Raw genomic sequence first — 25,537 nt, 5'->3', positions numbered from 1 at the left:
ACATGGACAATCCCGAATGGGCGCGCATAGTGCGCAGCATGGAACAGAGCTCGGATATCCTGATCGTCGGCGGCGGCTTGAATGGCCCCGCTTTGGCTTTGGCACTGGCACAAACAGGGCACAGAGTTACCGTCATTGACGCGCTGGCCGAAAAGGTTCGCAAAAATGCGGCTTTTGACGGCAGAGCCTATGCGTTGGCCCTGGCCTCGCAGCGCCTGCTAGAGGCGATTGGGGTTTGGACACGGGTTGCCAAACACGCGCAGCCAATGCTCGAAATCAAGGTCACCGATGGCCATGCAGGCGCTGGCCCGTCGCCGTTTTTCATGCATTTCGACCATGCCGAGATCGAAGAAGGTCCGATGGGCTTTATGGTCGAAGACCGCCACCTGCGCCGTGCCTTTCTGGACGCGATGGCCGCGGAAAAGGCCATTACCCAGATCAGCGGCAAGACGGTAGTGTCACAGCAGACCTCGGGAACAGGCGTCAGCCTGACATTGGATGATGGCGCGGTCGTCAAGGGTGCGCTGCTGATCGGATGCGATGGGCGTCGCAGCGGCACAGCGGAACGTGCCGGGATCAAACGCACAGGATGGGATTACGGGCAGACCGCGCTGGTCTGCGCCATCGAACATGACTTGCCGCATCACGGCATCGCGCATCAGTTCTTCATGCCACCCGGCCCTTTGGCTATTCTGCCTCTGACCGGCAATCGCAGCTCTATCGTCTGGAGCGAGCGAACAGAAATGGCCAAGCGCATCAACGCCCTGCCCGAGGAGGACTATCTGCAGGTCCTGCGCCCCAGATTCGGCGATTTCCTGGGCGAAATCCGTCTGGCCGGAGATCGGTTTACCTATCCGCTGAACCTGACCATCGCCAACTCTTTCATCGGAGAACGGATGGCGCTGGTCGGAGACGCAGCCCATGGAATGCACCCGATTGCAGGCCAGGGCCTGAATGCGGGCCTGCGCGACGTGGGCGCCCTGGCCGAGGTGCTGACCCTGGCTGGACGACGCGGCGAAGATATCGGATCACCACTGGTACTGGAACGTTTTCAGGAATGGCGGCGGTTCGACACCGCGTCTTTGGCGATGGCGACGGATGTGTTCAACAAGCTGTTTTCCAACGATAATCCACTGCTGCGGATCGGTCGGGATATCGGGATGGGTATCGTCGGTTCGCTGCCCGGCTTGCGCCGTGGTTTCGTGCGCGAGGCAGCCGGGTTGACCGGAGACCTGCCGAAGCTGCTGCAGGGGCGGGCGATCTAGTCCAGCGCGCGCGCCTCATCCACCAACATGACAGGAATGCCATTGCGGATAGGAAAGGCCAAACTCGCCGCTTTTGACACCAGTTCCTGCTTTTCAGCGTCATAATGCAGCGTTGTATGCGTCTTCGGACAAATTAGCGCCTCAAGCATGTGGCGGTCAAAAGCGTGTTCAACGGTGGTCATTGTAGTGTTTCCTCATTCGCTCCGCCGCGCATGGCGAATTCAATCAGTGTCACCAAAGTCTCGCGCCGGGTGCGCAAACAGGGAGCCTCTAGCAAGGCTTGTTTTTCTTCCGGATCAAAATCCAGCAACATCGACAGCGAATTCACAAGCAGTTCATCATTCGCGTCTTTCAACATATCCCAATCAGCCGACAACTTTCGCGACGAAAAGAACTTTTCCAACAGCTTCAAAAGCCCCACCCGATCAAAACCCTCGTCGTGCTCGACCTTGCCAAGATCACGGTCAAACCCGCGCCAGGCCACGTTACAACGGCGGTATGGGGTAAATGCATCCAACTCGGCCTGAATACGGAACCGGGAGATGCCGGTCAGAGTGATCAGATAGCGGCCGTCTTCAGTTTCGGAAAACTGCGTCACCCGTCCCGCGCAGCCAATTTGGTGCAGCTTGCTTTCGTTGCTTTGACAGGGGTTCGGTTGAACCAACCCGATCAACCGTTCCTGGGTTTTCAAAGCGTCGTCCAACATCTGCAGATAGCGCGGCTCAAATATATGCAGCGGCAAACGCGATCGGGGCAGCAACAGCGCCCCGGGCAAAGGGAAAACGGATACCGTATCCGGCAGATCAGCGGGATGCATCATGTACCCGAGTGTAGCTCTGATCCAGAATTAGGCAAATATCATCGAGCTGAGCTTGCGCCGCCCGTTCAGAACAATCGGATCATTAGGTTTAAGCGCATCAAATATCGTGAACAGCTGAGACTTGGCCGCGCCTTCGTTCCATTCACGGTCACGGCGGAACATTTCCAGCAGCTGCGCCACCGCCTCTTCAACCTCGCCATTGGCATGCAGGGCCTGCGCCAGATCGAACCGTGCCTGATGGTTGTCAGGATCGGCCTCAACCGCTGCGGTCAATTCGGCCACCGGGCCGGCATCTGCCGCTTGCTTGGCCAGTTCCAACTGTGCGTTTGCCGCTTCAAGCTCTGGCGATGTGGAAATCTCCGCCGGGGCACCGTTCAGAATTGCCTCGGCCTGCTCCAAATCGCCAGTGGCGATATGCGCGCGTACCAGCCCACCATAAGCGGTGGCGTGGTTCGGATCCTCACCCAAAATGGCAGCAAAGGTCTGAGCGGCATCCGCTGCGGCACCTTCGGTCAGCATTTCCTCGGCAGCCTCGACAGCATCGTCCAGTTGACCACCCGGGCTTTCGCCACCTGTCGCCTCGATCACGCGATCTACAAATGCTTTGATCTCGGATCCGGGCACTGCGCCCTGAAATCCGTCGATCGGTTGGCCTTTGTGAAAGGCATACACGGTCGGGATAGACTGAACGCGCATCTGTGAGGCGATCATCTGTGCTTCGTCCACATTGACTTTGACCATCTTGACCGCACCCTTGGCGGCGGTCACAGCCTCTTCCAACAGCGGGCCCAACGTTTTGCACGGGCCGCACCACGGTGCCCAGAAATCAACGATTACCGGCACGTCCTGCGAGGCTTCGACCACATCCGCCATAAAAGTGGCTTCGGTCCCGTCCTTGATCAGATCGGTGGCGGGGGTGTCTGCGCCGTTCAGAAGGTCCATGGCTGTCACTCTTTCGATTAAACTTGCGCTCTATATGCAGTCGCTTGACCCGGAAACCAAGGGCAGAGTTTCACGTCAGACGTCAAAGGTCGCAAAGACCGGGGCGTGATCACTGGGCTTTTCCCACCCGCGCGCGTTGCGCAGAACGCGGCTGGAATGGCCTGCATTCGAGATATCCGGGGTCGCCCAGACGTGATCCAGCCGCCGCCCCTTGTCGGCCACGTCCCAATCCCGCGCGCGATAGGACCACCAGCTATAAAGCTGCCCTTCGGGGATGTCCTGCCGGGTGACATCGACCCAACCGCCTGAGTCCTGTGTTTCGGCCAAAGCCTCGACCTCGACCGGTGTATGCGAAACGACCTTGAGCAACTGTTTGTGCGACCAGACATCATCCTCACGCGGAGCGATGTTCAGATCACCAACCAGAATGGATTTTTCCGGCTTTTCCGCGTGGAACCAGTCACGCATATCGGTCAGGTAATCCAGCTTCTGGCCAAATTTCTCATTCACCTCACGATCCGGCACATCCCCGCCCGCAGGCACATAGAAATTGTGAATCGTCACGCCGTTTTCCAGCCGCCCCGCGATATGGCGCGCATGGCCGAGATCTGCGAAATCCTTGTCGCCCGCCTCGACCATCGGCAAACGAGACAGGATCGCAACGCCGTTGTAGCCCTTTTGCCCCCGCGCAACCATGTGGGTGTACCCCAGTTTGGCAAATCCTTCGGTGGGGATCTTGTCCACCGGCGACTTGCATTCCTGCAGGCACAAAACATCCGGAGCCTCTTCGCGCAGCAATTTCAGCACGATAGGCTCGCGCAGGCGGACCGAGTTGATGTTCCATGTGGCAAGAGTAAAAGGCATAGGGAATTCCTCTGTCGCGGTTGGCGCACCCTAACGCGGCGCATTCTCAGGTGCCATCGTAAAAGAAAATATCAGGACGGATGCCCGGACGATTGGGGTGCATCATCGCAAATCTCGTACCAATGCGGTTTTTCGGAAACATTCTCGTGAAACTGGACTGTCAGCTCAAACGGGGTATCCAGCGCATTGGCCGCGATTGGAAAACTGTCGGCATCAGCCAGGATTTCACCAAGCGACGTCCCACAGGTGCCGCAGAAACACCTGCCATATTTATAGGGCGGTTCAGGCTGGTAAGTGACAACTCGGTCCTTACCGTCCAGCCAAACAACATCATGTTTCTTGACGAAGACAACAGTGCTTGCACCTGCCTTCCGACAACGCGAACAATGGCATGTTCCCATAACCGAAGGTTCACTGGTAAGTTGGAATTTTACGGCGCCACACAGGCAACTTCCATGAATCACTTTCGCCTCCAATTTTGCACTCCAGAAATAGAACATTACATGAACATACACTTTGTCGCAATCCGCTAGGAGCCGCAAAACACTTTGCAGCACAAACAAAAAAGGCCGGGCCATCAGGCCCGGCAGTCCAACAGGGAGGTACATGTCATTACCCGGACATGTACGGGTTGGGAGTAACTTAAAGATGTCTACAGGGTATCACTTTGATCCAAGTCAATCCACATCAAGTTACGATACCAAGCGATATCCACCCGATTCTGTGACCAAAAGGCGCGCGTTGGATGGATCGGGCTCGATCTTCTGACGCAGGCGATAGATATGAGTTTCCAGCGTATGTGTGGTGACACCGGCATTATAGCCCCAGACCTCATGCAGCAGAATGTCACGGGCGACGACACCGTCGGCGGACCGGTACAGGAACTTGAGGATATTGGTTTCCTTCTCGGTCAGTCGAATCTTGCGGTCTTCGTCGGTGATCAGCATCTTCATCGCCGGCTTGAACGTATAAGGCCCGAGCACAAATACCGCGTCTTCTGATTGTTCATGCTGGCGAAGCTGCGCACGGATACGAGCCAGAAGGACCGGAAACTTGAACGGCTTGGGAACATAGTCATTGGCACCAGCATCCAGACCCAGGATGGTGTCCGCGTCACTGTCATGACCGGTCAGCATCAGGATCGGGCTTTTCACACCTTGCTTGCGCATCAGGCGGCACAGCTCGCGCCCATCCGTGTCGGGCAAGCCAACATCCAGAATGACCAGATCGTAAATCGCCTCGCGAGCCCGCTCCATGGCTGATGCCCCGTCCGACGCTTCGAATACATCAAAATCCTCGGTCATCACGAGCTGTTCGCTCAACGCTTCGCGCAGATCCTCATCATCATCCACTAGCAGGATTTTCTTTAGCTGTGCCATATCCGGTCCTCCTAAGCCCTTTTCCACCACTTGCGCGCGAAAGATGCAATCAACAAGGTTTGCTGCAACCGTTTCACGCCCTCGTGTCTCAGGATGAGGAATTGTTTCACATTTCCTTTTGATCAGGCTACATGAAGGGCTGATCGTTACAGGGTAACAACAGATGAGTCTTATCCCGGATATCTCGGAACTGCTTGCTCGGGCACGGGCTGACCTGCGCATGGGCTTGCCGGTCGCCCTGACGGATGACACCGGCTTTAGCGTACTGGCCATTGCGTCGGAAACGCTGAGCGCACAGCGGCTTGCCGACTTGCAAGGTCTGGGTGGCGATCCTGTTGTCGCAGTGACTGTCCGACGGGCCGAGACATTAAAGGCACGGGCCTATGACGGTGACCTGGCACGTGTGATCGTTCCGGCAGATGCCGATGTTGCCTGGGTACAGGCGGTGGCCGATCCCTCGGACGATCTGAACGCGCCTATGAAAGGCCCACTGATGACAGAGCGTCAGGGCAACGCCAATCTGCATCGCATTGCCATTGCTTTGACCAAGTCAGCCCACCTTCTGCCGGCGGCAATCGTTGTTCCTGTCCACGACGGCCGAACCTTCGCTACTGCACATGGCCTGACATGTATTGACCATACCCGCGCCGCGCCACATCTGTCGGATCGAAGCATTTTGAATGAGGTCGTCGCCGCCCGACTGCCGATGGAGGTATCCGAAGCCGGGCGCCTGCACGTTTTTCGCCCTGAAGATGGCGGCGAGGAACATTACGCAATCGAGATCGGCCGCCCCGACCGCAGCAAACCGGTATTGGCTCGGCTGCATTCGGCCTGCTTCACCGGTGATCTGATGGGCAGCCTGAAATGTGATTGCGGCCCACAACTGCGTGGGGCCCTGGCCCAGATGGGGTCTGAAGGGGCAGGAGTACTTCTGTATCTGAATCAGGAAGGCCGCGGGATTGGCTTGGCCAACAAGATGCGCGCCTATTTCCTGCAGGATCAAGGGTTCGATACAGTCGAGGCCAATCACCGTCTCGGGTTCGAGGATGACGAGCGCGATTTCCGTCTGGGCTCGGACATCCTGAAATTGCTCGGCTTCAGTTCCGTAAGGCTGTTGACCAACAACCCCGCCAAGATCGCGATGATGGAGAAGACCGGCATCGCCGTCACCGAGCGCGTCCCGCTGAAAGTCGGCGAAACTGCCCATAACCGCGACTATCTGGCCACCAAAGCAGCCAAGTCGGGACATTTGCTGTGACACCCGCAGATCTGGTTCTAACCCGCCGCGGCGTTCGTTTTCGCGGCGGGTATTTTCCCTGTACTATCGGGAAAGGTGGGTTAAGCAACAGCAAGCGTGAGGGGGACGGCGCCACGCCGACCGGCTGCCTCTACATCGTTGGTATGCTGTACCGGCCCGACCGGCTCGCAAGACCGTCGCCTTGGGCCATCCCAATCGGTCCTCAGGACCTCTGGTCAGATGATGTGCAAGACACGCAGTACAATCATATGGTCAGCACACCTTATCCTTTCAGCCACGAAAAACTGCGCCGCGCGGACCCGCTTTACGATCTGGTTCTGATCACTGACTGGAACTGGCCCAATGCGGTGGCCGGGCGCGGTTCAGCAATTTTCCTGCATCAATGGCGACGGCCCGGTTTTCCTACAGAAGGCTGCGTTGCCTTTCGGCGCGACCATCTGCGGTGGATCGCACGTCGAATCGAGCCAGGCACGCGGCTGATTATCCCTCAGGCTTAACTCGTTCGCCGAAAATGGCCGAGCCGATGCGCACATGGGTCGCGCCAAGTGCAATGGCCTGCTCGAAATCGCTGCTCATCCCCATGGATAGCCCTTTCAGACCATTGCGTTCAGCTATCTTGGCAAGCAAGGCGAAATGCAGAGATGGCTCTTCCTCGACAGGCGGAATGCACATCAGGCCCTGAATCGGAAGGTCGAGCCCGCGGCAATCGGCAATAAATGCGTCTGCCTCAGTGGGCAGAATTCCTGCCTTTTGATCCTCTTCACCGGTATTGACCTGAATGAACAGGTCCGGGCAAGTGCCGACCTCTTGCGCGAGCCGGGCCAGAGTATTGGCCAGTTTGGGGCGGTCAACAGAATGGATCGTGCTGAACAGATCCAACGCCTGACGGGCTTTGTTCGTTTGCAACGGCCCAATCAGATGTAAATCGACATCCGGGTACTGCAATTTGAATTCCGGCCATTTTCCGACGGCTTCTTGAACCCTGTTTTCACCGAAACAGCGATGCCCTAAAGCAAGCACTTCCGCTACACGCTCATTCGGCTGAACCTTTGACACGGCGATCAGCTTCACGGCCCCGACGTCCCGCCCCGAGGCAGTTTCGGCATTGGTTATCCGGGCAGATATTTCTTGCAGCGACATTTGGGTCCTCGATCAGTTATGGGCGAAGAAAAACACTATGTCGGACAAAAAGAAAAGGGCAGGTCCGAAGACCTGCCCTTAAACCTTGCGGCTCAGATCAACTTAGAAGTTGAACTGTGCACCAAAGTCGGCACGTGTGGTCGAGTCGTCGCAGACGTCACAGTCGCTGACACCTACACCACCGCGCAGCGATACACCGCCACCCAGGTCGTAGATGGCGCCGATGCCGTACTGCTGCGTGTCCGCATCAGCGTTACCGTCACCGTAGGCGAAGGTCAGAGTGGTCGCGGCGCCAACATTGTAGGCACCCGATACACCCCAAGCAGTGCCGTCGGTGGCGTCAACTTCGGTTTTATCGTCAGCAACAAACAGCGTACCCGAGAAGTCGCCGAATTCTGCACCCAGGGTGAAGACCAGCAGGCTTGGATCGTCGCCACCAGTGCCCGCGTCAGTTTGACCATAGGCCAGCGCTGCAGTGATGTTGTTGAAGGTGTAAGTCGCGCTTACGTCCCAACGATCCGCGTCGGTTGTGCTGCCACCACCGTTAAAGATAGTTGCTTGGTCGTACGACGCACCAAAGGCGAAATCACCAACTGCGTACTGGAAGAACACAGCGTTCGAACCCGAACCGGTCGACGAGTAACCTAGGAAGCTATAGTCAACGGCAGAATACTGACCGATGAAGTTTTCCAGGCCAGGCTCGTTACCGTAGTAGTTTGCCAAGTTGTCGAAAGAACCAGCAACGTTGCCGGCGTCAACACGCAGACCACCGTAGATGACCGAGAAGCGCGCGCCGTTCAGGCCAGCCGAGTTGGCTTCGCCGGTGGACGAGTCTTCGTCAGCCTGCAGACGTACACGAGCCGAGAACTCAACGCCGCCATCGGTTTCGGCTGTGCCGTCGATGTTCAAGCGGAAGCGCGAGACCAGGATTGCGTCGTCAGTGTCGTTCGCGAACACGTTAACGTTCTGAACAGTTGCACTACTTGCAGTAGTGGTGGTGGTAGTGGTGGTGGTGGTGGCCGCTGTGCGGTCCTCCTGATAACCAATACCAAAACGGCCGTAGCCGCTGAACTTAACTTCGGCCGCTGCAACACTTGCGGTTGCAATCAGTGCGGTCGATGCGAAGAGAACTTTTTTCATCTTGTTTCCCTCGGTTTCAAAAGTTTTTTAACTCGACACGTGCTTAGGCACATGTCTCAGCACGGGAACCGTTTCGCCCTTTTTGCCCCTGTCACGCAAGCTTGGCATAAAAACTGACGCGCATTGGCCTAGAATTGGTGCAAGGATGCCACAGTCTGATTTGCCCGCTGAATCAACCCCGAAGCCTGCTCTGGATGTGACAAGATTAAGCTTGTTGACGAACCAGACCTTGTCTAGGAGTAACGTGAATAACCTAAAACCAACGAAACGGAACCTGTCCAACATGCGCCTGCAGACAATTTTCGGTTTGATCATAGTGACAGCCGCGGTGTCGGCTTGCGGACAGAATCGCAACGCAGAACCCAGTGCAACGCCACTCAATGTGGATGGCGGTCGCTCGGACGAGCGTGAGCTGAACGATCCGAATCGCTCAACGATCTGGGATGTATTCAACACCGCAGACGCCGAGCAGGTTACCAATGTGAACCGCTATCTGTGGGCTGCCTCGCTGGATGTCCTTAACTTTCTGCCTGTGCAGGAAGTCGATCCCTTTACCGGTGTAATCGTAACAGGTTACGGCACGCCTCCGGGTGGCGGACGGCAATACAGGGCCACGGTTCACATCAGCGATCCCGCCCTGGCGGCACGATCCTTGTCGGTTGCGCTGCAGACCAGCGGGGGTGCCCCGGTCAGCGCGGCAACCACACGCGCAATCGAAGATGCAATCCTGTCCCGCGCCCGTCAGCTGCGCATTGCGGACAACAAGCTCTAGCAACCCGCTTCAAATCACAATATTACCACGCCGGGTTCATGCCCGGCGTTTTCATTACGAAGGACCGCACGATGTCGCGCTATTCGGCCACCGAAATCGAAGCAAAATGGCAAGAGGCCTGGGACAAGGCCGGAATCTTCACCGCCAACCACAAGGCGGACAAGCCGAAATACTACGTGCTTGAAATGTTCCCCTACCCGTCTGGCCGCATCCATATGGGACATGTGCGCAACTATACGATGGGCGACGTGATCGCGCGCCACAAGCTTGCGACCGGCCATAACGTGCTTCACCCGATGGGATGGGACGCGTTCGGAATGCCTGCAGAAAACGCTGCGATGGCTATTGGCGGTCACCCGAAAGACTGGACCTATGGCAACATCGCCGACATGCGCAGCCAGATGAAGCCTCTTGGCCTGTCCATCGACTGGTCCCGCGAATTCGCCACCTGTGACCCAGAATATTACGGCCAGCAACAGGCGCTGTTCCTGGATATGCTGCAGGCCGGTCTGGTTTACCGCAAGAACGCAGTGGTGAACTGGGACCCGGTCGATATGACCGTACTGGCCAATGAACAAGTCGAAGGCGGGCGCGGCTGGCGCTCGGGCGCATTGGTTGAACGGCGCGAGCTGACGCAATGGTTCTTCAAGATCAGCGATTACTCTGAGGAATTGCTGGATGCGCTGGACACGCTGGAGAACTGGCCTGCAAAAGTGCGCCTGATGCAGGAAAACTGGATCGGCAAGTCGCGCGGGCTGCAGTTTGGCTTTGAACGCATCGATGGTGGTGAGCCAATCGCCGTCTATACAACGCGCCCCGATACACTGATGGGTGCGTCTTTCGTCGGCATCTCGCCGGACCATCCGATTGCCAAGCAACTTGAGGCCGAAAACCCCGAAGTGGCTGAGTTCGTTGCCGAATGCCGCAAGGGCGGCACAACGGAAGAGGCCATAGAGACCGCCGAAAAGCTGGGCTATGACACTGGTATCAAGGTCAAACACCCGCTGGATCCGAATTGGGAGCTGCCGGTCTGGATCGCCAATTTCATCCTGATGGATTACGGCACCGGTGCCATCTTTGCCTGCCCGGCCCACGACCAGCGCGACCTGGATTTCTGCCGTAAGTACGGTTTGCCCGTCGTCGACACGTTCTTTGCGCTTGATAATGACACGCCGGTCGACAAAACCGCATTCGTGCCGCCGAAAACCGAGAAAGTCCGCTGGGTAAACCACTTCGCCGGCCTGACCGAGGCCACGGGTGATGACGCAATCAACACCACCGTCGATTTCGCGGAAAAGGCGGGCTGGGGTGAAGGTGTCACCAAATATCGCCTGCGCGATTGGGGTCTGTCCCGTCAGCGCTATTGGGGCTGCCCGATTCCCGTGGTGCATTGCGACTCTTGCGGCGTGGTGCCCGAAAAGAAAGAAAACTTGCCGATCCGCCTGCCCGACGATGTCACTTTTGACAAACCGGGCAATCCTCTGGACCGCCACCCGACCTGGCGCGACTGCGCCTGCCCGTCTTGCGGTGCGCCATCCAAGCGAGAAACCGACACGATGGATACGTTCGTCGATTCGTCGTGGTATTTCGCCCGCTTTACGGCTCCGCACGCGGAAACGCCGACCGATCTGGCCGAGGCTGAATACTGGATGAATGTCGATCAGTATATCGGCGGCATCGAACACGCTATCCTGCACTTGCTCTATTCCCGCTTCTTTGCGCGGGCAATGCAGATCACTGGCCATTTGCCGAAAAAGGCCATCGAGCCCTTTGATGCCTTGTTCACCCAAGGCATGGTCACGCACGAGATTTATCAAACCCGCGACGCCAATGGCCGTCCGGTCTATCACCTGCCCGAGGATGTGACCGACGGCAAACTCGCCGATGGCACTGAGGTCGAAATCATCCCCTCCGCCAAGATGTCGAAATCCAAGAAAAACGTGGTCGACCCGGTCAGCATCATCTCGGCCTTCGGCGCGGATACCGCGCGCTGGTTCGTGTTATCCGATTCACCGCCCGAGCGGGATGTGGAGTGGACAGCATCAGGCGCAGAGGCTGCATTCAAGCACCTGAACCGTGTCTGGAACCTCTGCGACAAAATCGGCGCGATGGACCCCGAGGCAAAAGGCGACGGGGATCAAGACCTGCTGCGCGAGATGCACAAAGCCATCCATGACGTGACGCTTGGTGTTGATAGCTTCGGCTTTAATGCCGCCATTGCAAAGCTCTATGCGTTTACCAATACGCTGGCAAAATCCAAAGCGGGTGCAGCGGCCCAAAAGCAGGCGATAAAGACGCTGGCACAGTTGATGTCGCCGATGACACCACATCTGGCCGAAGATATCTGGGCGCATCAGGGCGGCGAAGGTTTGATCGCAACAGCCCCCTGGCCCGTCGCGGACGAAGCTATGCTGGTCGATGACACTGTAACCCTGCCGATCCAGATCAACGGCAAACGCCGCGCGGAAATCAGCGTTCCAAAAGATATGGACAAGGCAGAGGTTGAAAAAATCGCGCTCAGCACCGAAGCTGTGCAAAAGGCGCTGGACGGTGCCGTACCGAAGAAAGTGATCGTTGTCCCGGGTCGGATCGTGAATGTCGTTGTTTAATCGCAGAAGCCTTTTGATGATGCCGCTGGCAGCTTGCTTGCTGGCGACCGCCTGCGGGTTCCAACCCGTCTATGCGCCGGGCGGAACCGGGTCGGCCCTGTATGGCAAAGTTGCCGTATCCGAGCCGAATTCCGTGGAAAGCTATCTGCTTGTCCAGAATCTGGAGCAGCGGCTGGGCCGGGATGCGAGCGCACAAAAGCTTTATGATCTGGATGTCTCGGTTTCGACGGCCACACGATCTGCCGCGATCACCACAACGAACGAGACCAACCGCTACACCATCGAAGGGCGCGCGGAATTTGCCCTCAGATCCACCGAAACCGGGCGGATTGTGGCTTCGGGAAATGTCCATGATTTCGTGGGTTATTCCGCCGCGGGCTCAACCGTTTCGACGCTTGCGGATGAGCGTGACGCGACCGAACGGCTGATGGTCATCCTGTCCGATCAGATCGTGAACCGCCTCTATGCAGCACCGGGCCTGACCCAATGAAGCTCAGCCCGCGCGAGGCTGAGGGGTATTTCGCCAAACCAGACGCGGGCAAGGCAGGGTTGTTGATTTACGGATCCGATGCGATGCGTGTGGCCTTGAAACGGCAACAGGTCTTGTCAGCCCTGCTGGGAGAAGGCGCCGAAGAGGAAATGCGCCTGACCCGAATGCCAGGTGGTGATCTACGCGGGGAACCGGCACTGTTGCTGGACGCGGTCAAGGCTGTCGGGTTCTTCCCCGGCCCACGTGCAGTTTTCGTCGAAGATGCAACTGATGTCGCCGCCCCTTCCATCATTACCGCATTCGAGGATTGGGCAACGGGCGACGCTCAGATCATCGTGACTGCTGGGCAGCTCAAACCCAGCTCAAAGATCCGTAAGGCATTCGAGTCGCATCCCGCAGCCTATGCCGTTGGGGTCTATGACGATCCGCCCTCTAGGGCCGAGGTTGAACGGGTTCTGGCACAGGCCGGAGTCAAAAACATTCCACCGGATGCAATGTCGGCCATCACCGAACTTGCCACGGCCATCAGCCCCGGGGACTTTACGCAAACCATTGAAAAATTGTCTCTTTACAAGCGCGGAGACGATACTGAATTGGCTCTCGAAGATATCGAGGCCTGTGCACCCAGCTCGACCGAGGCCGCCCTGGACGATGTCCTGAACGTGGTCGCCGAAGGCAGAGCCGGAGAGATTAGCCCGCTGATACGACGGCTGCAATCGCAAGGTACAAATGCGGTCAGCCTGTGTATCGGAGCAACCCGACACTTTCGAACGCTTTACGCCTGTGCCGCCGATCCCGGTGGTGCGGCACAGGGCGTCGGCAAGCTGCGCCCACCCGTCTATGGAAAGCGGCGTGATCGTATTCTGCGGCAAGCACAGGGATGGGGGGCACCCAAACTGCAGACCGCTTTGACCGTTCTGACTGATACGGATCTGTCATTGCGGTCAGCTGGGCAAACGGCCCCAGCCATGGCTTTGGTCGAACGTGCCATGATCCGTCTGGCGATGCTGGCAAAGTCGCGTTAAGCGGTCCGCGCCAGCCAGTTTGCAGCTGATCTCCCGGCCCATCGCCCTGTCGCCAGACAGGCAGTTAGCAGATACCCACCAGTCGGAGCTTCCCAATCCAGCATCTCGCCGGCACAAAACATTCCGGGCCTGGATTTCAGCATCAACCCTTCGTCCAAAGCGCCTTGCCGAACACCTCCAACGGTTGAGATTGCCTCATCCATTGGCCGCAACCCCGCGTGGCTGAGGGGCAGAGATTTCAACGTTTCGACACTCAGACCGCTTCCCCTGTTCATCTCGTGATACAGAGCGATCTTTTGCGGAGACAGATGCAGAGATTTCTTCATCCATTGCGACTGCGTCGTCTTGGATTTCTTGGCTGCAATTTTCTGCTGCAAGGTAGTTACATCCAGATCGGGAACCAGATCAACACTCAATGGCGCACCTTCTCGCAAAGCGGGCGTCAGGGAATAGAGCCCTCCGCCTTCAAGGCCTTTGGATGAAATCGTCGCCTCGCCGCGACTGATCACACCCCCGGCAGTCCACCCAACGGATTTGATCGCAGCGCCGAAATGCGGCTGCATATGTGCGCTCCAATCCACTGACAGGGCCGAGTTCGCCGGGGCAAATGGCGACAGGTCGACACCCGCCTCTTGCAGCAGCCGGGCCCAGGCGCCATCCGATCCCAACCGCGCCCAGCTTGCGCCGCCCATGGCCAGAATCGTCGTGTCAGCCTCAATCTGCCGGTGACCTTTCGGAGTATCGAATTCCAGAGCATCGCCGTTCCATCCGGTCCACCGCCATCGGGTTTTGATTTGCACACCAGCCGCATCAAGACGCCCCAGCCAAGCCCGCAACAGAGGTGAGGCCTTCATTGCGCTTGGAAACACCCGCCCCGTTGAGCCTGTAAATACCTCTTGTCCCAGATCACGCGCCCAGTCCTGAACGGCGGCGGCATCAAATTCCGCCACCATAGGGCGCAGCCACTCAGCACCGGGGCCATAAGACAACAAAAGTGTTTCGAGCGGTTCATTCTTGGTTAGGTTCAGGCCAGACTTCCCCGCCATCAAGAGTTTTCGGGCAACCGAGGGTTTGGCCTCGGCCACCAGCACATCATGACCTGCGGCGGCAAGTTCACCCGCCGCCATCAGGCCCGCTGGCCCGCCTCCGATCACGACGGCTTGTGCCATTGCTGTCCTCTTGCCTTTCGCGCCCTGCGGAGCGACGTTACGCTGATATGACCGACCGCGACCCGATCTGCCCCCTCTGCGACCGGCCGATCCCCGATGGGAACGGCAGCCTGCACCATCTGATCCCAAAACTGAAAGGGGGCAAGGGCGGCCCCACGGTTTTTCTGCATGTGATCTGCCACAAAGAGATCCACGCCACCCTGACCGAAGCGGAGCTGGCACGGGATTTCAATACGATCGAAGCTTTGCGCGCCCACCCTCGCCTAGAAAGATTTCTAAGCTGGATTCGCAAACGGCCCCCTGATTTTCGATCCAGAGTGCCGGGAAAACGGCGTTGTCGGTAATCAGCCCGGCAGGACAGGGTCGCCAAAAGCATCATGGCCGGGCTGGGCCAAGCCCTGCATCTCAAGCCCCCGAAAATCGGGGGCCCGAGCAAACGTAGCACCTGCGCTGTGCTGAAACTCGAGCGTGGTATAGGGGCGTTTCCAAAGCCATTCGCGGTTCTCAACGGACCATAGGTCCGCATTTGGGGGAACCTCGTCGGTGAAGGCATAAAAGTGTAGGTCAAACCCATATTGCGCCACATCCTGCACAGACAACAGCCGCATCCCCTGTGCACGGCAAAACGCATCCTCGGCCGCGATATCCCCGGTGCGCAAGGTGATCTGTCCAATCCGCGCATCGGCGAAAGGGGCCTTGGGATCGGCGGCATTGTCCGGGCGATTGCCACGGAAATCGTGTTGCAGCAGTTCGATCACGAAACCCTCGGGATCAGTCAGGTGGCACATATAGCCGATATCCAGAAACTGGTCCGGCTCTGAAACCTCGATGCCTTTTTCGCACAAAAAAGCGGCAGCCAGATCAACATCCGGCAGGGTGATGCCGATCTTCCAATATCTCTGGCCCCGATCATGTGTGTACCCGCCCCCGCCGGGCATCAAAAGCAGATCGGCATCCTGCCCGACATATCCCAATCGCAGGCTTGCGCCCTGCCGGCGTGCAGTCATACCCATTGCATCCCTGTAAAACTCGGCAAGACGATCCGTGTCAGCCACGCGCAGACGCAGGGCAGACAACCTCATGAACATAACCGCGCAATACCGGTCGCAATTTCAGGATTGGCGGCGACGCTGTCAGCCACTAGATCAAGGGAGGTCTGCATCAGGTCTTCAGGTGCAACCACGCGATCGACCAGCCCAAAGGCATAAGCCTCATCCGCAGTGATCTTTTGCCCGGCCATCAAGATCATCTTTGTCCGAGCCGGACCGATCAGGGCCGCCATGCGTGCGGGATCAGAGGGTTGTGGCAGAAAACCCAGCTTCATAACCGGATAAAAGAACTTGGCTTCCGGTACGGCGATGCGGATATCGCAGGCCAGAACCATGCCATTGGCCCCACCAGCCAGCGTTCCGTTCAGTGCGGCAACCGTCAGGCAGGGTAACGCGGCGATGGCAGCCGACAACCGCTCCCACAGATCCGAGGTCGCCAGGCCGGCGCGCGCCTCTTCCAGATCGGCGCCGGCGCTGAACACTTTGCCAGCCCCGGTCAGGATCAGCGCACTTGCGTCGGTAGCGGCCTCGGCAATCTCGCACAGCTCGGTCAGCATCGCACCGGTCAGCGCATTTGCCTTGTCGGGGTTGTTGAGCGTGACTGTCCACAGCCCGTCCGCTTTGTTCAATTCAATCACGTCAATCCAACCCATTGCCGAATATCTTCGCGCCGTAGCGAAATTTCGGTGCCTAGAAACTCATCCGCGTCTGACGAACACATCCACAACAGCGCCCGCGCCGGCCAATCGGCGGGGATATGATCGGTCCAATCCAACTGGCTGACGGCGTTGATCCCGCTGGCCTTGATGACCCGCTGCATATCGGTTGCAACCGTGCCGGGCGACAGGCCCATGGCGCGGATCCCATTTGAGGATTCCTCAAGATGCAGACATTCCGTCAGCATCTTGGCACCGGCCTTCGAGGCGCAATAATGGCTCCAGGCCTCGACTGGGTTCGACGCCGCACCGGAAGAGACCGTCAGGACAGTCCCCCCACCCGCAGCGCGCATAACCGGCAGCGCGGCGCGCATTCCGTGAAATACGCCCTTGAGGTTGATGTCGATCGCTTTACCCCAGGACGTGACATCGGCGCTGGATAAATGGAAAATCGGGTCAATGACACCAGCATTGCCTATCAGAACATCCAGCCCGCCAAACTTGTTTACACACTCTGCCACGGCCAGCTCGACCTGGGCGAAGTCACTGACGTCGCAGGCCAGTGCAATAGCGTTTTCACCAAGCAACGACGCCAATATCTGAATTTGATCCCGATTACGCGCCACTAGCACGACATTAGCCCCTGCTGCGGCTAATACGCGCCCTGCCTCGGCCCCGATGCCGCGACTGGCCCCAGTGATCAGTACGGTTTTCCCCTGCATAAGGTTCCAGTACCTCCATTGTCCTGAGAATTTATGAACCTCTATCCTGCGAACGGGGAATGGGTCCAGCCCTTCCCCCTTGACGCCCGCCGCCACCGGCATCACCATGCGCGCAAATTTGATCAAGAAGGGTTCTATGATGTCCGTTTTTCTCCGCCGCACCTGCGGCGCAGTTCTGGCCTACACTGTCATTTCGCAGGGGGCGCTTGCCGACGTTACTCCACAGGAAGTCTGGGATGACTGGCAGTCCTATCTGGCGCAGATGGGCTATACTGTATCAGGTGACCAGACAGATACCGGCAATGGTATCACCATCGAAAACCTGACAATGTCGATGGACCTCCCGGAAGAAGAGGGATCGTTCAGCATGGCCATGCCTGAAATGACCCTCACCGACAATGGCGACGGGAGCGTCAATATTGGTGTCCCGGAAAGTTTCCCCATGACCGTCACCGGCAATGTCGATGGTCAGGACGAGTCATTTACAGTCGATATCGAATACGTCCACAGCGGGCTTGTTATGACCGTCTCTGGCGATCCTGATGATGTGACTTACGATTACTCTGCAGACAGCCTTGGAATCAAGCTGGGTAACATCGAAGTCGACGGTGAAACGTTGGCGCCCGAAGTGGTCGGTGGCTACCTTGAAATGGCGGATGTGAGCGGCACCTCGCAAATGAAGATCGGCGAAAACCGCGATGTCGACCAAAGCTTTACGGCATCAGAGATGACCTACAGCTTGGCATTTCAGGATCCCGAAAGCGACGACGCTGGAAAATTCGACGGCACGCTTGGCGATCTGGCCTTCGACGGCACCAGCATTATCCCTTCAGATTTCAATTTCTCTGACCCGCAGGCATTCTATGACGCTGGCTTTGCCTTCTCGGGTCTCTTTACTTACGGATCGGGCCAGTCTTCGATGGCGGGCAGCAGCGAAGGCGAAGACTTTTCGATGGCCAGCGAATCCGAAGGCGGACGGCTTTCCGGCAGCATCGACGCCAACCGAATTGCTTATGACGTCGAACAAAACAGCGCCAAAATTGCTGTAACAACGGCGGAACTGCCCTTTCCAATCGAAATTGCCATGGAAAGTGGCGGTTTCAAGTTCGAATTCCCGGTACAGGAATCCGAAGAGATTCAACCCTTTGGGCTGGCGATAAACTTGACGGACTTCACTATGTCAGACGTGCTGTGGAGCATTTTTGACCCTGCAGCCGCCCTGCCACGCGATCCGGCCACGATTGCGCTGGACCTTTCCGGTACGGCCAAAGTGCTGACCAACTTCTTTGACCCCGAGGCCGTAGAGGCGCTTGAGTTTGCGGACGAAGCGCCGGGTGAATTGCACTCTCTGACGATCAACGAGTTGCTGGTCTCTATGGTCGGTGCGGAACTGTCCGGCGATGGTGACTTCACCTTCGACAATTCCAACACTGAGGAACTGGGCGGTCTGCCGACCCCCGCTGGCGTTGCGAACCTACAACTGGTTGGTGCGAATGCCCTGATCGACACTCTGATCGGTATGGGTCTGATTGCCGAACAAGACGCAATGGGCGCGCGAATGATGATGGGTCTCATGGCAGTGCCAGGGGAAGAGCCCGACACGCTGAATTCGACAATCGAGTTCAAGGAAGATGGTCAAATTCTGGCCAATGGACAGCGCATCAAATAAAAGAAACAGGGAAGGCGGCCCGGCTGCCTTCCCTTTTACGACGAGCGCCGGCGAACACGCCGGAACAGCACCGACCCACCGCTGCTGACACGTTGATCGTAGGCAAACCCAAGTGCCGAAAGATGATCGAAACAAGCCTTGATCCCATGCAATCCGATCTTACGGGTGTGGACCTCAAGATAGACTTTCTGGACATTCACAAGATCGACCCCGTCGAACAGAAACTTCTCGCCCCCTTCGATATCGACGATCAGCACGTTGGCTTCAAAGTCCCGCAGAATTTCTGACAGAGGACGTTCCGGCACGCTGACCTCTCTGACATAGTCCGAATCAGGGTCCAGAGATGAGGACCAGAACGGTTCGCGTATGTAAAATCGGGCCGTTCCGGGAACCCGTGTATCGCCGAGAGCAACCGCGTTAATCACCTCGACATTCGCAATGTCATTTGCCTTGTGGACACGGCCGATGAATTCACACAGCGTCGGGTTGGCCTCGATGCACATTGCGTGGCGTACACCAAGTTGCGTCACCAGATAGGACGAGATGAAGCCGATCCCAGCGCCCAGCTCTACCACGCGATCCTTCGGGTCGATAAATTTCGGCAGACCGGTCACTTCGTCTTTTTCGTAACGCTCGGCCAGGATTGAACGCTTGACCTTAGGCGTAATGATCTGCGGATCATCGGGGATTGTAACCCCGCGCAGCGATAGATTGTTCTGCATGTTGTCGCCTGCCCGTTCTTCCTGCCCAGTCGTCTCATTCTCATCCACTTGGATCAACTACTAACCTACGGCTACGGACAAAACAGAGGAATTATTGCAGCCACATGCGAAATTCGCCTTTCTGGCCTTTCTGCAAACCCCCGAAAATGACCGCAGGTCTTGCGGGACGGACGGGCGGACGATAGGTCCAAAGAAGCAAGACCGGAGGCCACATGATGCGCACACCCGAAGAGATCAGCCAACACCTGCTGGATGCGGCTCGTAAGGCCGGGGCCGAGGCCGCGGATGCCATTGTGCTGGACGAGTCTTCGGTCTCGGTAGAGGTACGCTCTGGCGCGCTTGAGGCCGCCGAGCGGTCCGAGGGCACCGATCTGGGGCTGCGGGTGTTTCTGGGCAAGCGTCAGGCCATCGTCTCCAGTTCCGACAGCCGGTCCGAAACTCTGACAGCCATGGCCGAACGCGCCGTTGCCATGGCCCGCGAAGCGCCCGAAGACCCGTTTACCGGTCTGGCGAATGAGGACCAGCTGATCCGGGATTGGGATATTCAGGCGCTGGAACTGCGCGATCCCGCACCGGAACCCACGGCCGAAGACCTTTTGCAGGACGCTCTGGCGGCGGAATCCGCGGCGCTTACGGTCGACGGTGTCACACAAGTGTCGGATGCCGCAGCCGCCTATGGCACCCACCGCGTGCATCTGGCCGCCACCAACGGCTTTTCCGGCGGGTATGAGCGCAGCAGCCGGTCGACCTCCTGCGTGGCAATCTCGGGCCGGGGCACCGGGATGGAGCGGGATTACGACGGCGACAGCCGCACCTTCCAAAGCGATTTGCGCAGCCCGGACGAGATTGGCCGGACCGCAGGCGAACGTGCAGTGGCACAGGTCGGCGCGCGCCAGCCTGCAACAGGCGTCTATCCGGTTCTGTTCGATGAACGGATTTCCTCGTCGCTGATCGGGCATCTTCTGGGCGCCAGCAACGGCACATCCATCGCGCGCGGCTCGTCCTGGTTGTCGGATAGCCTAGGACAACAGGTTCTGCCCGAACATCTCTCGCTGATCGAAGACCCCTATCGCCCGCGCATGTCCGGGTCGCGCCCCTTTGATGCCGAAGGCCTGCCCACGCAACGCCGCGCGATCATCGAAAACGGTGTACTGACCGGCTGGACATTGGACCTGTCCAGCGCGCGCAAGCTTGAGATGGCCTCGACCGGGAACGCGACACGCGGCGTGTCCGGGCCTCCGTCGCCCAGCAACTGGAACCTGAGCCTGACACAGGGCGAGCACAGCCGCGCAGAGCTGCTGCGCGATATGGGAACAGGATTGTTGGTAACGTCGATGATCGGATCGACCATCAACCCCAATACAGGGGATTACTCTCGTGGGGCTTCGGGCTTTTGGGTCGAAAACGGAGAGATCACCCATCCGGTCAACGAATGCACCATCGCCGGAAATCTGCTCGATATGCTTCTGCGGATTATTCCGGCGAATGACGCCCGCCCCTATTTGTCGCGTGTGGTCCCATCGTTGCTGATCGAGGGAATGACACTTGCCGGCAACTGACCTGCCCCTGCTGATTGACGCCGCGCGCGAGTCTGGAAAGATCGCAACACGGTATTCCGGGGCAAAAGCACAACGCTGGGATAAGCCCGATGGTGCAGGCCCGGTAACCGAGGCTGATCTGGCCGTGAACGCGATGCTCGAACAGCGATTGCCCTCTGCGCGACCGGGTTACGGCTGGCTCAGCGAAGAGACCGAGGACACCCAGCATCGCCTGTCCCGGGACCGGGTTTTTATCATTGACCCGATCGACGGCACCCGCAGCTTCACCGAAGGTTCCTCGACCTGGGCGCATTCCCTGGCTGTGGCGGAACATGGTCAGGTGACGGCGGCGGTCATTTACCTGCCCTTGCGTGACCTGTTGTATGCGGCGGCCAAGGGCCAAGGGGCCACACTAAACGGCGCGCCGATTGTCGTATCAGACACCCAAGACATCACGACGGCCGAGATCCTGGCCGCAAAACCCAATCTGGACAGCCGGCACTGGTGTGAGGGCCGGGTTCCTCAATTCCGTCGAAACTATCGCCCGTCGCTTGCCTATCGGTTGGCATTGGTCGGGCAGGGTCGCTTTGACGGAATGTTGACACTGCGCCCCAGCTGGGAATGGGACATCGCCGCAGGGGATTTGATCGTCCAAGAGGCAGGTGGCATATGTACGGACCGGCTTGGCGCCCCACTGCGCTTTAACAACCCACATCCGCGCCTGAATGGTGTCATCGCGGCAAACCCGCCATTGCACCGGCAACTGGCGGATCAGATTGACCCAGACAGTGCGGGCATTGCGCCATGAGCAAACCGCGATCCCTTAGTCTGGCGGCCTATCGCGTGCTTTCGTGGGGCGTACCCGGCAACGGGGACCAACCCTATGTGCCCCGACCATCAGGAGATCTGATCTGGATTCACATCGCCAATCCGGGTCGCCTTCGCGCGATGATGGATTTCTGCCACAGGCTGCTGCAGTCGCGCCCGGGCCTGTCGGTTGTCCTGTCGGCCCCACCCGAAGCGGACCTGAGTCAGTGGGACTGCGCGAAATACATTCTTGTGAACCTACCTTCGGAACAAACCGGCGCCGCGCGGGTGTTTCTGGACTATTGGCGTCCGAATATTGGCATTTGGGTTGGCGGCGGGCTGATGCCCAATGTGATTACCCGTGCCCACGAGCGCGAAGTGCCGTTGATCCTGATCGAAGCTGAAATCGACCTGAACACCGCGCGTGGGACCCGGTGGCTGCCCGATATCAGCCGGTACACTCTCGATTGCTTTCAACGAATTCTGGCTACCAGCAACGAAACGGCCCGGCAGATCCGCAAACTGGGAATCGCCTTCACCAAGGTCAGCGAGGCGCCTCCTCTGCTGATAAGTCCGAACCCTTCTCCGTGGCCCGAAGACGAACTGATCGAAACCAATCACGCCTTTTCAAGCAGACCCATCTGGCTTGCGGCCTGGGTGAAGGATAAAGAGTTCATCTCGGTCCTCAGCGCCCACCGTCAGGCCATGCGGATGCTGCCCCGGTTGACCTTAATCCTGCATGTCGCCGACATACAGGAAGCCGCCCCACTGCACCGGCGGCTCGAAGCCATGGACTTGCGCTGCATCAACTGGGACGATGGCGGCATGATTGAAGATACCACACAGGTCGTCTTGTCCTCGGACCCAGAGGATTTGGGCTTGTGGTACCGTGTTTCGGCAGTGTCCTTTATCGGCAACTCGCTCGAACGGGGCGACGGGGGACAGGATCCGTTTGGTGCGACCGCCCTGGGATCGGCTGTCATACACGGCCCACATGTTGACCAGCATCAGACAGCCTACGATCAGTTGGACCAGGCAGGCGCCGCTTTGACGGTCAGAACCGCAACCGAACTTGGGGATGCCGTGGTAGAGTTACTTGCGCCTGACCGCGCGGCGGATATGGCTTTAGCAGGCTGGCAGATCGTGACCGACGGCGCGCCGCAATCAGATCAGCTGATCGAACTGGTACAGGACTATCTGGACGAACGGAGCACCGACGATGCGGGCACCTGACTTTTGGAACACCGCTCCGGATCAGTTGGACCTCAGGGCCCGGCTGCTGTCCCCGTTGGGACGGGTTTATGCGGCGGCGACAGCCCGCAGGCTGGCCTCGGAAACAGGTTTCAACCCAGGCCTCCCCGTTATCTGCATTGGAAACCTGAATGCAGGCGGGACCGGCAAAACACCAACCGTGATCTGGATGATCGAACAGCTGCGGGACGCGTGGCATCAGACCCATGTTGTCACCCGAGGCCACGGCGGCGCACTGACAGGACCTGTGCGCGTCGATCCTGGCAAACATACGGCGGCAGAAGTCGGGGATGAACCGCTGCTGCTGGCCGCATTTGCGGATGTCTGGGTGGCCAAGGACCGCGCCGCTGGCGCAAAAGCCGCTGCCCAGGCCGGGGCAACGGTAATCCTGTTGGATGACGGGTTTCAGAACCCCTCGGTCGCCAAGGATTTCTCGGTCATCGTAGTGGATGCCGAGCGGGGGTTCGGCAACGGATTGTGCCTGCCTGCGGGTCCACTGCGGGAACCGGTCGATGTGGGGCAGCAACGGGCCGATCTGGTGCTGTCGCTGGGCGGCACAGACGCGCAGACAAGGTTCGCCGCCCGCTGGGGCGACATGCTGACGGTTCCGCATGCCACCGGCGCGGTCGAGCCGCTGCAGACCGGAATGGAATGGACCGACACGCCAGTTCTGGCCTTTGCCGGTATCGGCCATCCGGAGAAGTTCTTTGCCACCCTGCGCCAACAGGGCGCCACCCTGCTGCGGGCCGAGGCGCTGGACGATCACCAGCCCCTGACACCGGCCCTGATGACACGGCTAGAGAATGAAGCGCGCCTGCTGGGCGCTCAGATGGTCACAACGGAAAAAGATGCGGTTCGTCTGCCAGCCGCGTTTCGCAGCAAGGTCATCACCCTGCCCGTCCGGCTGAATATGGACGAGGGCGACCGGGTCAAACAGTTGCTACTGCAGGTCGCGCCCGCGCCCTGAAGACGACCGGCCCTGACAGGCCGGTCGTGTTTGGATTTAGCTGCCCAGTTCAGCGTCGATCAGCTTTTTGAATTCTTCGTAAGACTGATTGTCGACCTTCTTGCCGTTCACAATAAAGGATGGGGTTGCTCTGATGTCGTCGCGTTCTGCGTTCTCCTGATACCAGGCCACCAAGGTCTGCGCACGATTTCCGTCCTGCAGGCAAGCATCAAGCTGGTCATTGCTGATCCCAGCTAAACGTCCGATCTTGCGCAGTTCATCCACGATCTCCGCAGGTCCACCGGCACGGGTCCATTCAGCCTGATCCTTGTAGATCAAGTCGGAGATGCCGAAGAACTTCTCGGGGCCGCCGCAGCGCGCGACCATCGAGGCCCAAAGTCCGTATTTGTCAAAATACACTTCGCGGTAGGTAAACTTGACCTTGCCGGTGTCGATGTAGTCCTTTTTGATTTTCTTCAGCGGCCCCTGATGAAAACTCGCGCAATGCGGACAGGTATAGGACGCATATTCGATGATCTCGACGGGCGCGTCCGCGGACCCTTGCACCATTTCGATGATGGTCGAAGTGTCCAGATCGGCCTGTTGTGCCTCGGCGCTGCTGACCAGCGGGTTGGACGGAGAGGAATTTGACAGCGACAGCCAACAGCCACCTGCGGCTATGGCGACAGCCGCGCAGATTCCGATTGCAATACGGCTCATGAATCAGCCCTTTCTCAGCGTTTTTGCTTGGATAAAACGTTACGGCCCAGACGTTCAAGGGCTGTACGCAGATCGCCATCATGGACGCCCTGCGCAGCCCGATCTGCCTCGGCTGCAATTTCTGGTTCGATTGTGGGTTTCACCTGTTTCGGCTTGTGGTCGAAGCTGGCCTGCCCCTCGGCAAATCCTGTAGGAGCCGTCTGGGTGATGCGCACCCGACTAATCGCATTATAGCCATAGACCGCATTCACCTTACCGCGCAGCTGTTCCTTCTGCATTTCCAGCATCGGCGCCTGCGGGCCGGTGGTCAGCACCGTCAGCGTGGCCCCCATACCGCCCTTGCCATAGCCCACGTTAACCGGCCGCGCGATCGAGGCCACATCCTGCCCCACGATCTCGGCCCAATGGGTCAACAGGCGTGAAACGGCGAATCCCCGGCTTTCCCCGGCGCGCCTGATCTGGCCGTTCAGCAATGTCGCAGTACGTTTAAATCCGCGTGTCGAAGAACGTCTGGGCTGCATCTGGTTTCCAACTCCTGTCTCTCTATTGTAAAGGGCAGAACACCGGGCGCCAGCGAAACCCGA

At 58.4% G+C, this 25,537-nt stretch carries 28 protein-coding genes; 13 read left to right on the top strand and 15 right to left on the bottom strand.

What is annotated here, in order from left to right; genetic code table 11:
• Positions 1 to 2 precede the first annotated feature (2 nt).
• Positions 3 to 1,265, top strand: a complete 1,263-nt coding sequence (locus AC2FLE_RS13380) for an FAD-dependent monooxygenase (RefSeq protein WP_496697601.1) — start codon at positions 3 to 5, stop codon at positions 1,263 to 1,265.
• Here AC2FLE_RS13380 and AC2FLE_RS13375 read toward each other — a convergent pair.
• From AC2FLE_RS13375 to AC2FLE_RS13350, 6 genes are all read right to left on the bottom strand, one after another.
• Complete coding sequence (locus tag AC2FLE_RS13375; RefSeq protein ID WP_496697600.1) at positions 1,262 to 1,447, bottom strand: Trm112 family protein; 186 nt, start codon at positions 1,445 to 1,447, stop codon at positions 1,262 to 1,264. The two genes, AC2FLE_RS13380 and AC2FLE_RS13375, sit on opposite strands and share 4 nt — an antisense overlap.
• Entirely contained in the window at positions 1,444 to 2,085 is a 642-nt protein-coding gene (locus AC2FLE_RS13370) for an LON peptidase substrate-binding domain-containing protein (protein ID WP_496697599.1), read from the bottom strand. The genes AC2FLE_RS13375 and AC2FLE_RS13370 overlap by 4 nt, the downstream gene beginning before the upstream one ends.
• 27 nt (positions 2,086 to 2,112) lie before the next feature.
• A complete protein-coding gene (gene trxA / locus AC2FLE_RS13365) occupies positions 2,113 to 3,027 on the bottom strand; it encodes a thioredoxin (RefSeq protein WP_281995418.1) in 915 nt (304 codons plus the stop codon).
• 75 nt (positions 3,028 to 3,102) lie between these two features.
• The gene (locus tag AC2FLE_RS13360; RefSeq protein ID WP_496697598.1) at positions 3,103 to 3,891 is read right to left on the bottom strand and encodes an exodeoxyribonuclease III; all 789 of its coding nucleotides are present in this window, start codon (positions 3,889 to 3,891) and stop codon (positions 3,103 to 3,105) included.
• A gap of 71 nt (positions 3,892 to 3,962) precedes the next feature.
• Positions 3,963 to 4,355, bottom strand: coding sequence for a GFA family protein (locus tag AC2FLE_RS13355; protein WP_496697596.1), 393 nt, complete (start codon positions 4,353 to 4,355; stop codon positions 3,963 to 3,965).
• 228 nt (positions 4,356 to 4,583) lie between these two features.
• A complete protein-coding gene (locus AC2FLE_RS13350; protein ID WP_142637092.1) occupies positions 4,584 to 5,270 on the bottom strand; it encodes a response regulator transcription factor in 687 nt (228 codons plus the stop codon).
• A gap of 163 nt (positions 5,271 to 5,433) precedes the next feature.
• Here AC2FLE_RS13350 and ribA point away from each other — a divergent pair, with 163 nt between their 5' ends.
• Positions 5,434 to 6,528 (top strand): GTP cyclohydrolase II, encoded by a 1,095-nt coding sequence (ribA, locus tag AC2FLE_RS13345; RefSeq protein WP_496689928.1) that lies wholly within the window; start codon positions 5,434 to 5,436, stop codon positions 6,526 to 6,528.
• Complete coding sequence (locus tag AC2FLE_RS13340; RefSeq protein ID WP_496697594.1) at positions 6,525 to 7,025, top strand: L,D-transpeptidase family protein; 501 nt, start codon at positions 6,525 to 6,527, stop codon at positions 7,023 to 7,025. Before ribA ends, AC2FLE_RS13340 begins: the two co-directional genes overlap by 4 nt.
• Here the strand turns inward: AC2FLE_RS13340 and AC2FLE_RS13335 are convergent.
• Together AC2FLE_RS13335 and AC2FLE_RS13330 are read right to left on the bottom strand one after the other, a co-directional pair.
• Positions 7,009 to 7,668 carry a YggS family pyridoxal phosphate-dependent enzyme gene (locus tag AC2FLE_RS13335; protein WP_496697592.1) on the bottom strand — a complete coding sequence of 220 codons (660 nt, stop codon included), beginning with the start codon at positions 7,666 to 7,668 and terminating at the stop codon, positions 7,009 to 7,011. The genes AC2FLE_RS13340 and AC2FLE_RS13335 overlap by 17 nt on opposite strands.
• A gap of 102 nt (positions 7,669 to 7,770) precedes the next feature.
• Complete coding sequence (locus AC2FLE_RS13330; protein WP_496692521.1) at positions 7,771 to 8,808, bottom strand: porin; 1,038 nt, start codon at positions 8,806 to 8,808, stop codon at positions 7,771 to 7,773.
• Between the two features lie 283 nt (positions 8,809 to 9,091).
• On the opposite strand from AC2FLE_RS13330, the gene AC2FLE_RS13325 reads away from it, so the two are divergent.
• The 4 genes from AC2FLE_RS13325 (at position 9,092) to holA (ending at position 13,704) form a co-directional block, all read left to right on the top strand.
• Positions 9,092 to 9,580, top strand: coding sequence for a DUF3576 domain-containing protein (locus tag AC2FLE_RS13325; RefSeq protein WP_142637277.1), 489 nt, complete (start codon positions 9,092 to 9,094; stop codon positions 9,578 to 9,580).
• A 71-nt stretch (positions 9,581 to 9,651) separates the two neighbouring features.
• A complete protein-coding gene (leuS, locus tag AC2FLE_RS13320) occupies positions 9,652 to 12,189 on the top strand; it encodes a leucine--tRNA ligase (protein ID WP_496697590.1) in 2,538 nt (845 codons plus the stop codon).
• Positions 12,176 to 12,679: an LPS assembly lipoprotein LptE gene (gene lptE, locus AC2FLE_RS13315; RefSeq protein ID WP_496697588.1), complete on the top strand. Its 504-nt coding sequence runs from the start codon at positions 12,176 to 12,178 to the stop codon at positions 12,677 to 12,679. Before leuS ends, lptE begins: the two co-directional genes overlap by 14 nt.
• Positions 12,676 to 13,704 carry a DNA polymerase III subunit delta gene (gene holA, locus AC2FLE_RS13310; RefSeq protein WP_496697586.1) on the top strand — a complete coding sequence of 343 codons (1,029 nt, stop codon included), beginning with the start codon at positions 12,676 to 12,678 and terminating at the stop codon, positions 13,702 to 13,704. Before lptE ends, holA begins: the two co-directional genes overlap by 4 nt.
• On the opposite strand, the gene AC2FLE_RS13305 is transcribed toward holA, so the two are convergent.
• A complete protein-coding gene (locus AC2FLE_RS13305) occupies positions 13,701 to 14,873 on the bottom strand; it encodes a TIGR03862 family flavoprotein (protein WP_496697585.1) in 1,173 nt (390 codons plus the stop codon). The genes holA and AC2FLE_RS13305 overlap by 4 nt on opposite strands.
• 47 nt (positions 14,874 to 14,920) lie before the next feature.
• On the opposite strand from AC2FLE_RS13305, the gene AC2FLE_RS13300 reads away from it, so the two are divergent.
• Complete coding sequence (locus tag AC2FLE_RS13300) at positions 14,921 to 15,217, top strand: HNH endonuclease (RefSeq protein WP_496697583.1); 297 nt, start codon at positions 14,921 to 14,923, stop codon at positions 15,215 to 15,217.
• On the opposite strand, the gene AC2FLE_RS13295 is transcribed toward AC2FLE_RS13300, so the two are convergent.
• From AC2FLE_RS13295 to AC2FLE_RS13285, 3 genes are read right to left on the bottom strand one after another with little or no spacing between them, the layout of a single operon-like run.
• A complete protein-coding gene (locus AC2FLE_RS13295) occupies positions 15,218 to 15,955 on the bottom strand; it encodes a VOC family protein (protein WP_496697581.1) in 738 nt (245 codons plus the stop codon).
• Complete coding sequence (locus AC2FLE_RS13290; protein WP_496697579.1) at positions 15,952 to 16,575, bottom strand: enoyl-CoA hydratase/isomerase family protein; 624 nt, start codon at positions 16,573 to 16,575, stop codon at positions 15,952 to 15,954. Before AC2FLE_RS13290 ends, AC2FLE_RS13295 begins: the two co-directional genes overlap by 4 nt.
• Positions 16,557 to 17,300, bottom strand: coding sequence for an SDR family oxidoreductase (locus AC2FLE_RS13285; protein WP_496697703.1), 744 nt, complete (start codon positions 17,298 to 17,300; stop codon positions 16,557 to 16,559). Before AC2FLE_RS13285 ends, AC2FLE_RS13290 begins: the two co-directional genes overlap by 19 nt.
• 139 nt (positions 17,301 to 17,439) lie before the next feature.
• Between AC2FLE_RS13285 and AC2FLE_RS13280 the strand changes: the two genes are divergently transcribed.
• Entirely contained in the window at positions 17,440 to 18,969 is a 1,530-nt protein-coding gene (locus AC2FLE_RS13280; protein WP_496697578.1) for a DUF2125 domain-containing protein, read from the top strand.
• A gap of 35 nt (positions 18,970 to 19,004) precedes the next feature.
• On the opposite strand, the gene AC2FLE_RS13275 is transcribed toward AC2FLE_RS13280, so the two are convergent.
• Complete coding sequence (locus AC2FLE_RS13275; RefSeq protein ID WP_496697702.1) at positions 19,005 to 19,739, bottom strand: FkbM family methyltransferase; 735 nt, start codon at positions 19,737 to 19,739, stop codon at positions 19,005 to 19,007.
• 164 nt (positions 19,740 to 19,903) lie between these two features.
• Here AC2FLE_RS13275 and AC2FLE_RS13270 point away from each other — a divergent pair, with 164 nt between their 5' ends.
• Genes AC2FLE_RS13270 through lpxK form a run of 4 tightly spaced genes read left to right on the top strand, consistent with a single transcriptional unit; the run spans position 19,904 to position 24,254 of the window.
• The gene (locus AC2FLE_RS13270; protein ID WP_496697576.1) at positions 19,904 to 21,250 is read left to right on the top strand and encodes a TldD/PmbA family protein; all 1,347 of its coding nucleotides are present in this window, start codon (positions 19,904 to 19,906) and stop codon (positions 21,248 to 21,250) included.
• The gene (locus AC2FLE_RS13265) at positions 21,237 to 22,037 is read left to right on the top strand and encodes an inositol monophosphatase family protein (RefSeq protein ID WP_496697575.1); all 801 of its coding nucleotides are present in this window, start codon (positions 21,237 to 21,239) and stop codon (positions 22,035 to 22,037) included. Before AC2FLE_RS13270 ends, AC2FLE_RS13265 begins: the two co-directional genes overlap by 14 nt.
• A complete protein-coding gene (locus AC2FLE_RS13260; protein ID WP_496697573.1) occupies positions 22,034 to 23,269 on the top strand; it encodes a 3-deoxy-D-manno-octulosonic acid transferase in 1,236 nt (411 codons plus the stop codon). The genes AC2FLE_RS13265 and AC2FLE_RS13260 overlap by 4 nt, the downstream gene beginning before the upstream one ends.
• On the top strand, positions 23,256 to 24,254 hold the full coding sequence (lpxK, locus tag AC2FLE_RS13255; RefSeq protein WP_496697572.1) for a tetraacyldisaccharide 4'-kinase: 999 nt from the start codon (positions 23,256 to 23,258) through the stop codon (positions 24,252 to 24,254). Before AC2FLE_RS13260 ends, lpxK begins: the two co-directional genes overlap by 14 nt.
• 36 nt (positions 24,255 to 24,290) lie before the next feature.
• Here the strand turns inward: lpxK and AC2FLE_RS13250 are convergent, their stop codons facing one another.
• Positions 24,291 to 24,953 carry a DsbA family protein gene (locus tag AC2FLE_RS13250; RefSeq protein WP_496697571.1) on the bottom strand — a complete coding sequence of 221 codons (663 nt, stop codon included), beginning with the start codon at positions 24,951 to 24,953 and terminating at the stop codon, positions 24,291 to 24,293.
• Positions 24,954 to 24,967: 14 nt separating this feature from the next.
• A complete protein-coding gene (locus AC2FLE_RS13245) occupies positions 24,968 to 25,474 on the bottom strand; it encodes a DUF721 domain-containing protein (protein ID WP_496677841.1) in 507 nt (168 codons plus the stop codon).
• Positions 25,475 to 25,537: the final 63 nt, after the last annotated feature.

This window comes from Ruegeria sp. CDSA077, from assembly GCF_059612265.1.
Note: the sequence above shows the minus strand (reverse complement) of the source record. Positions and strands in the feature narration are given on the sequence as shown.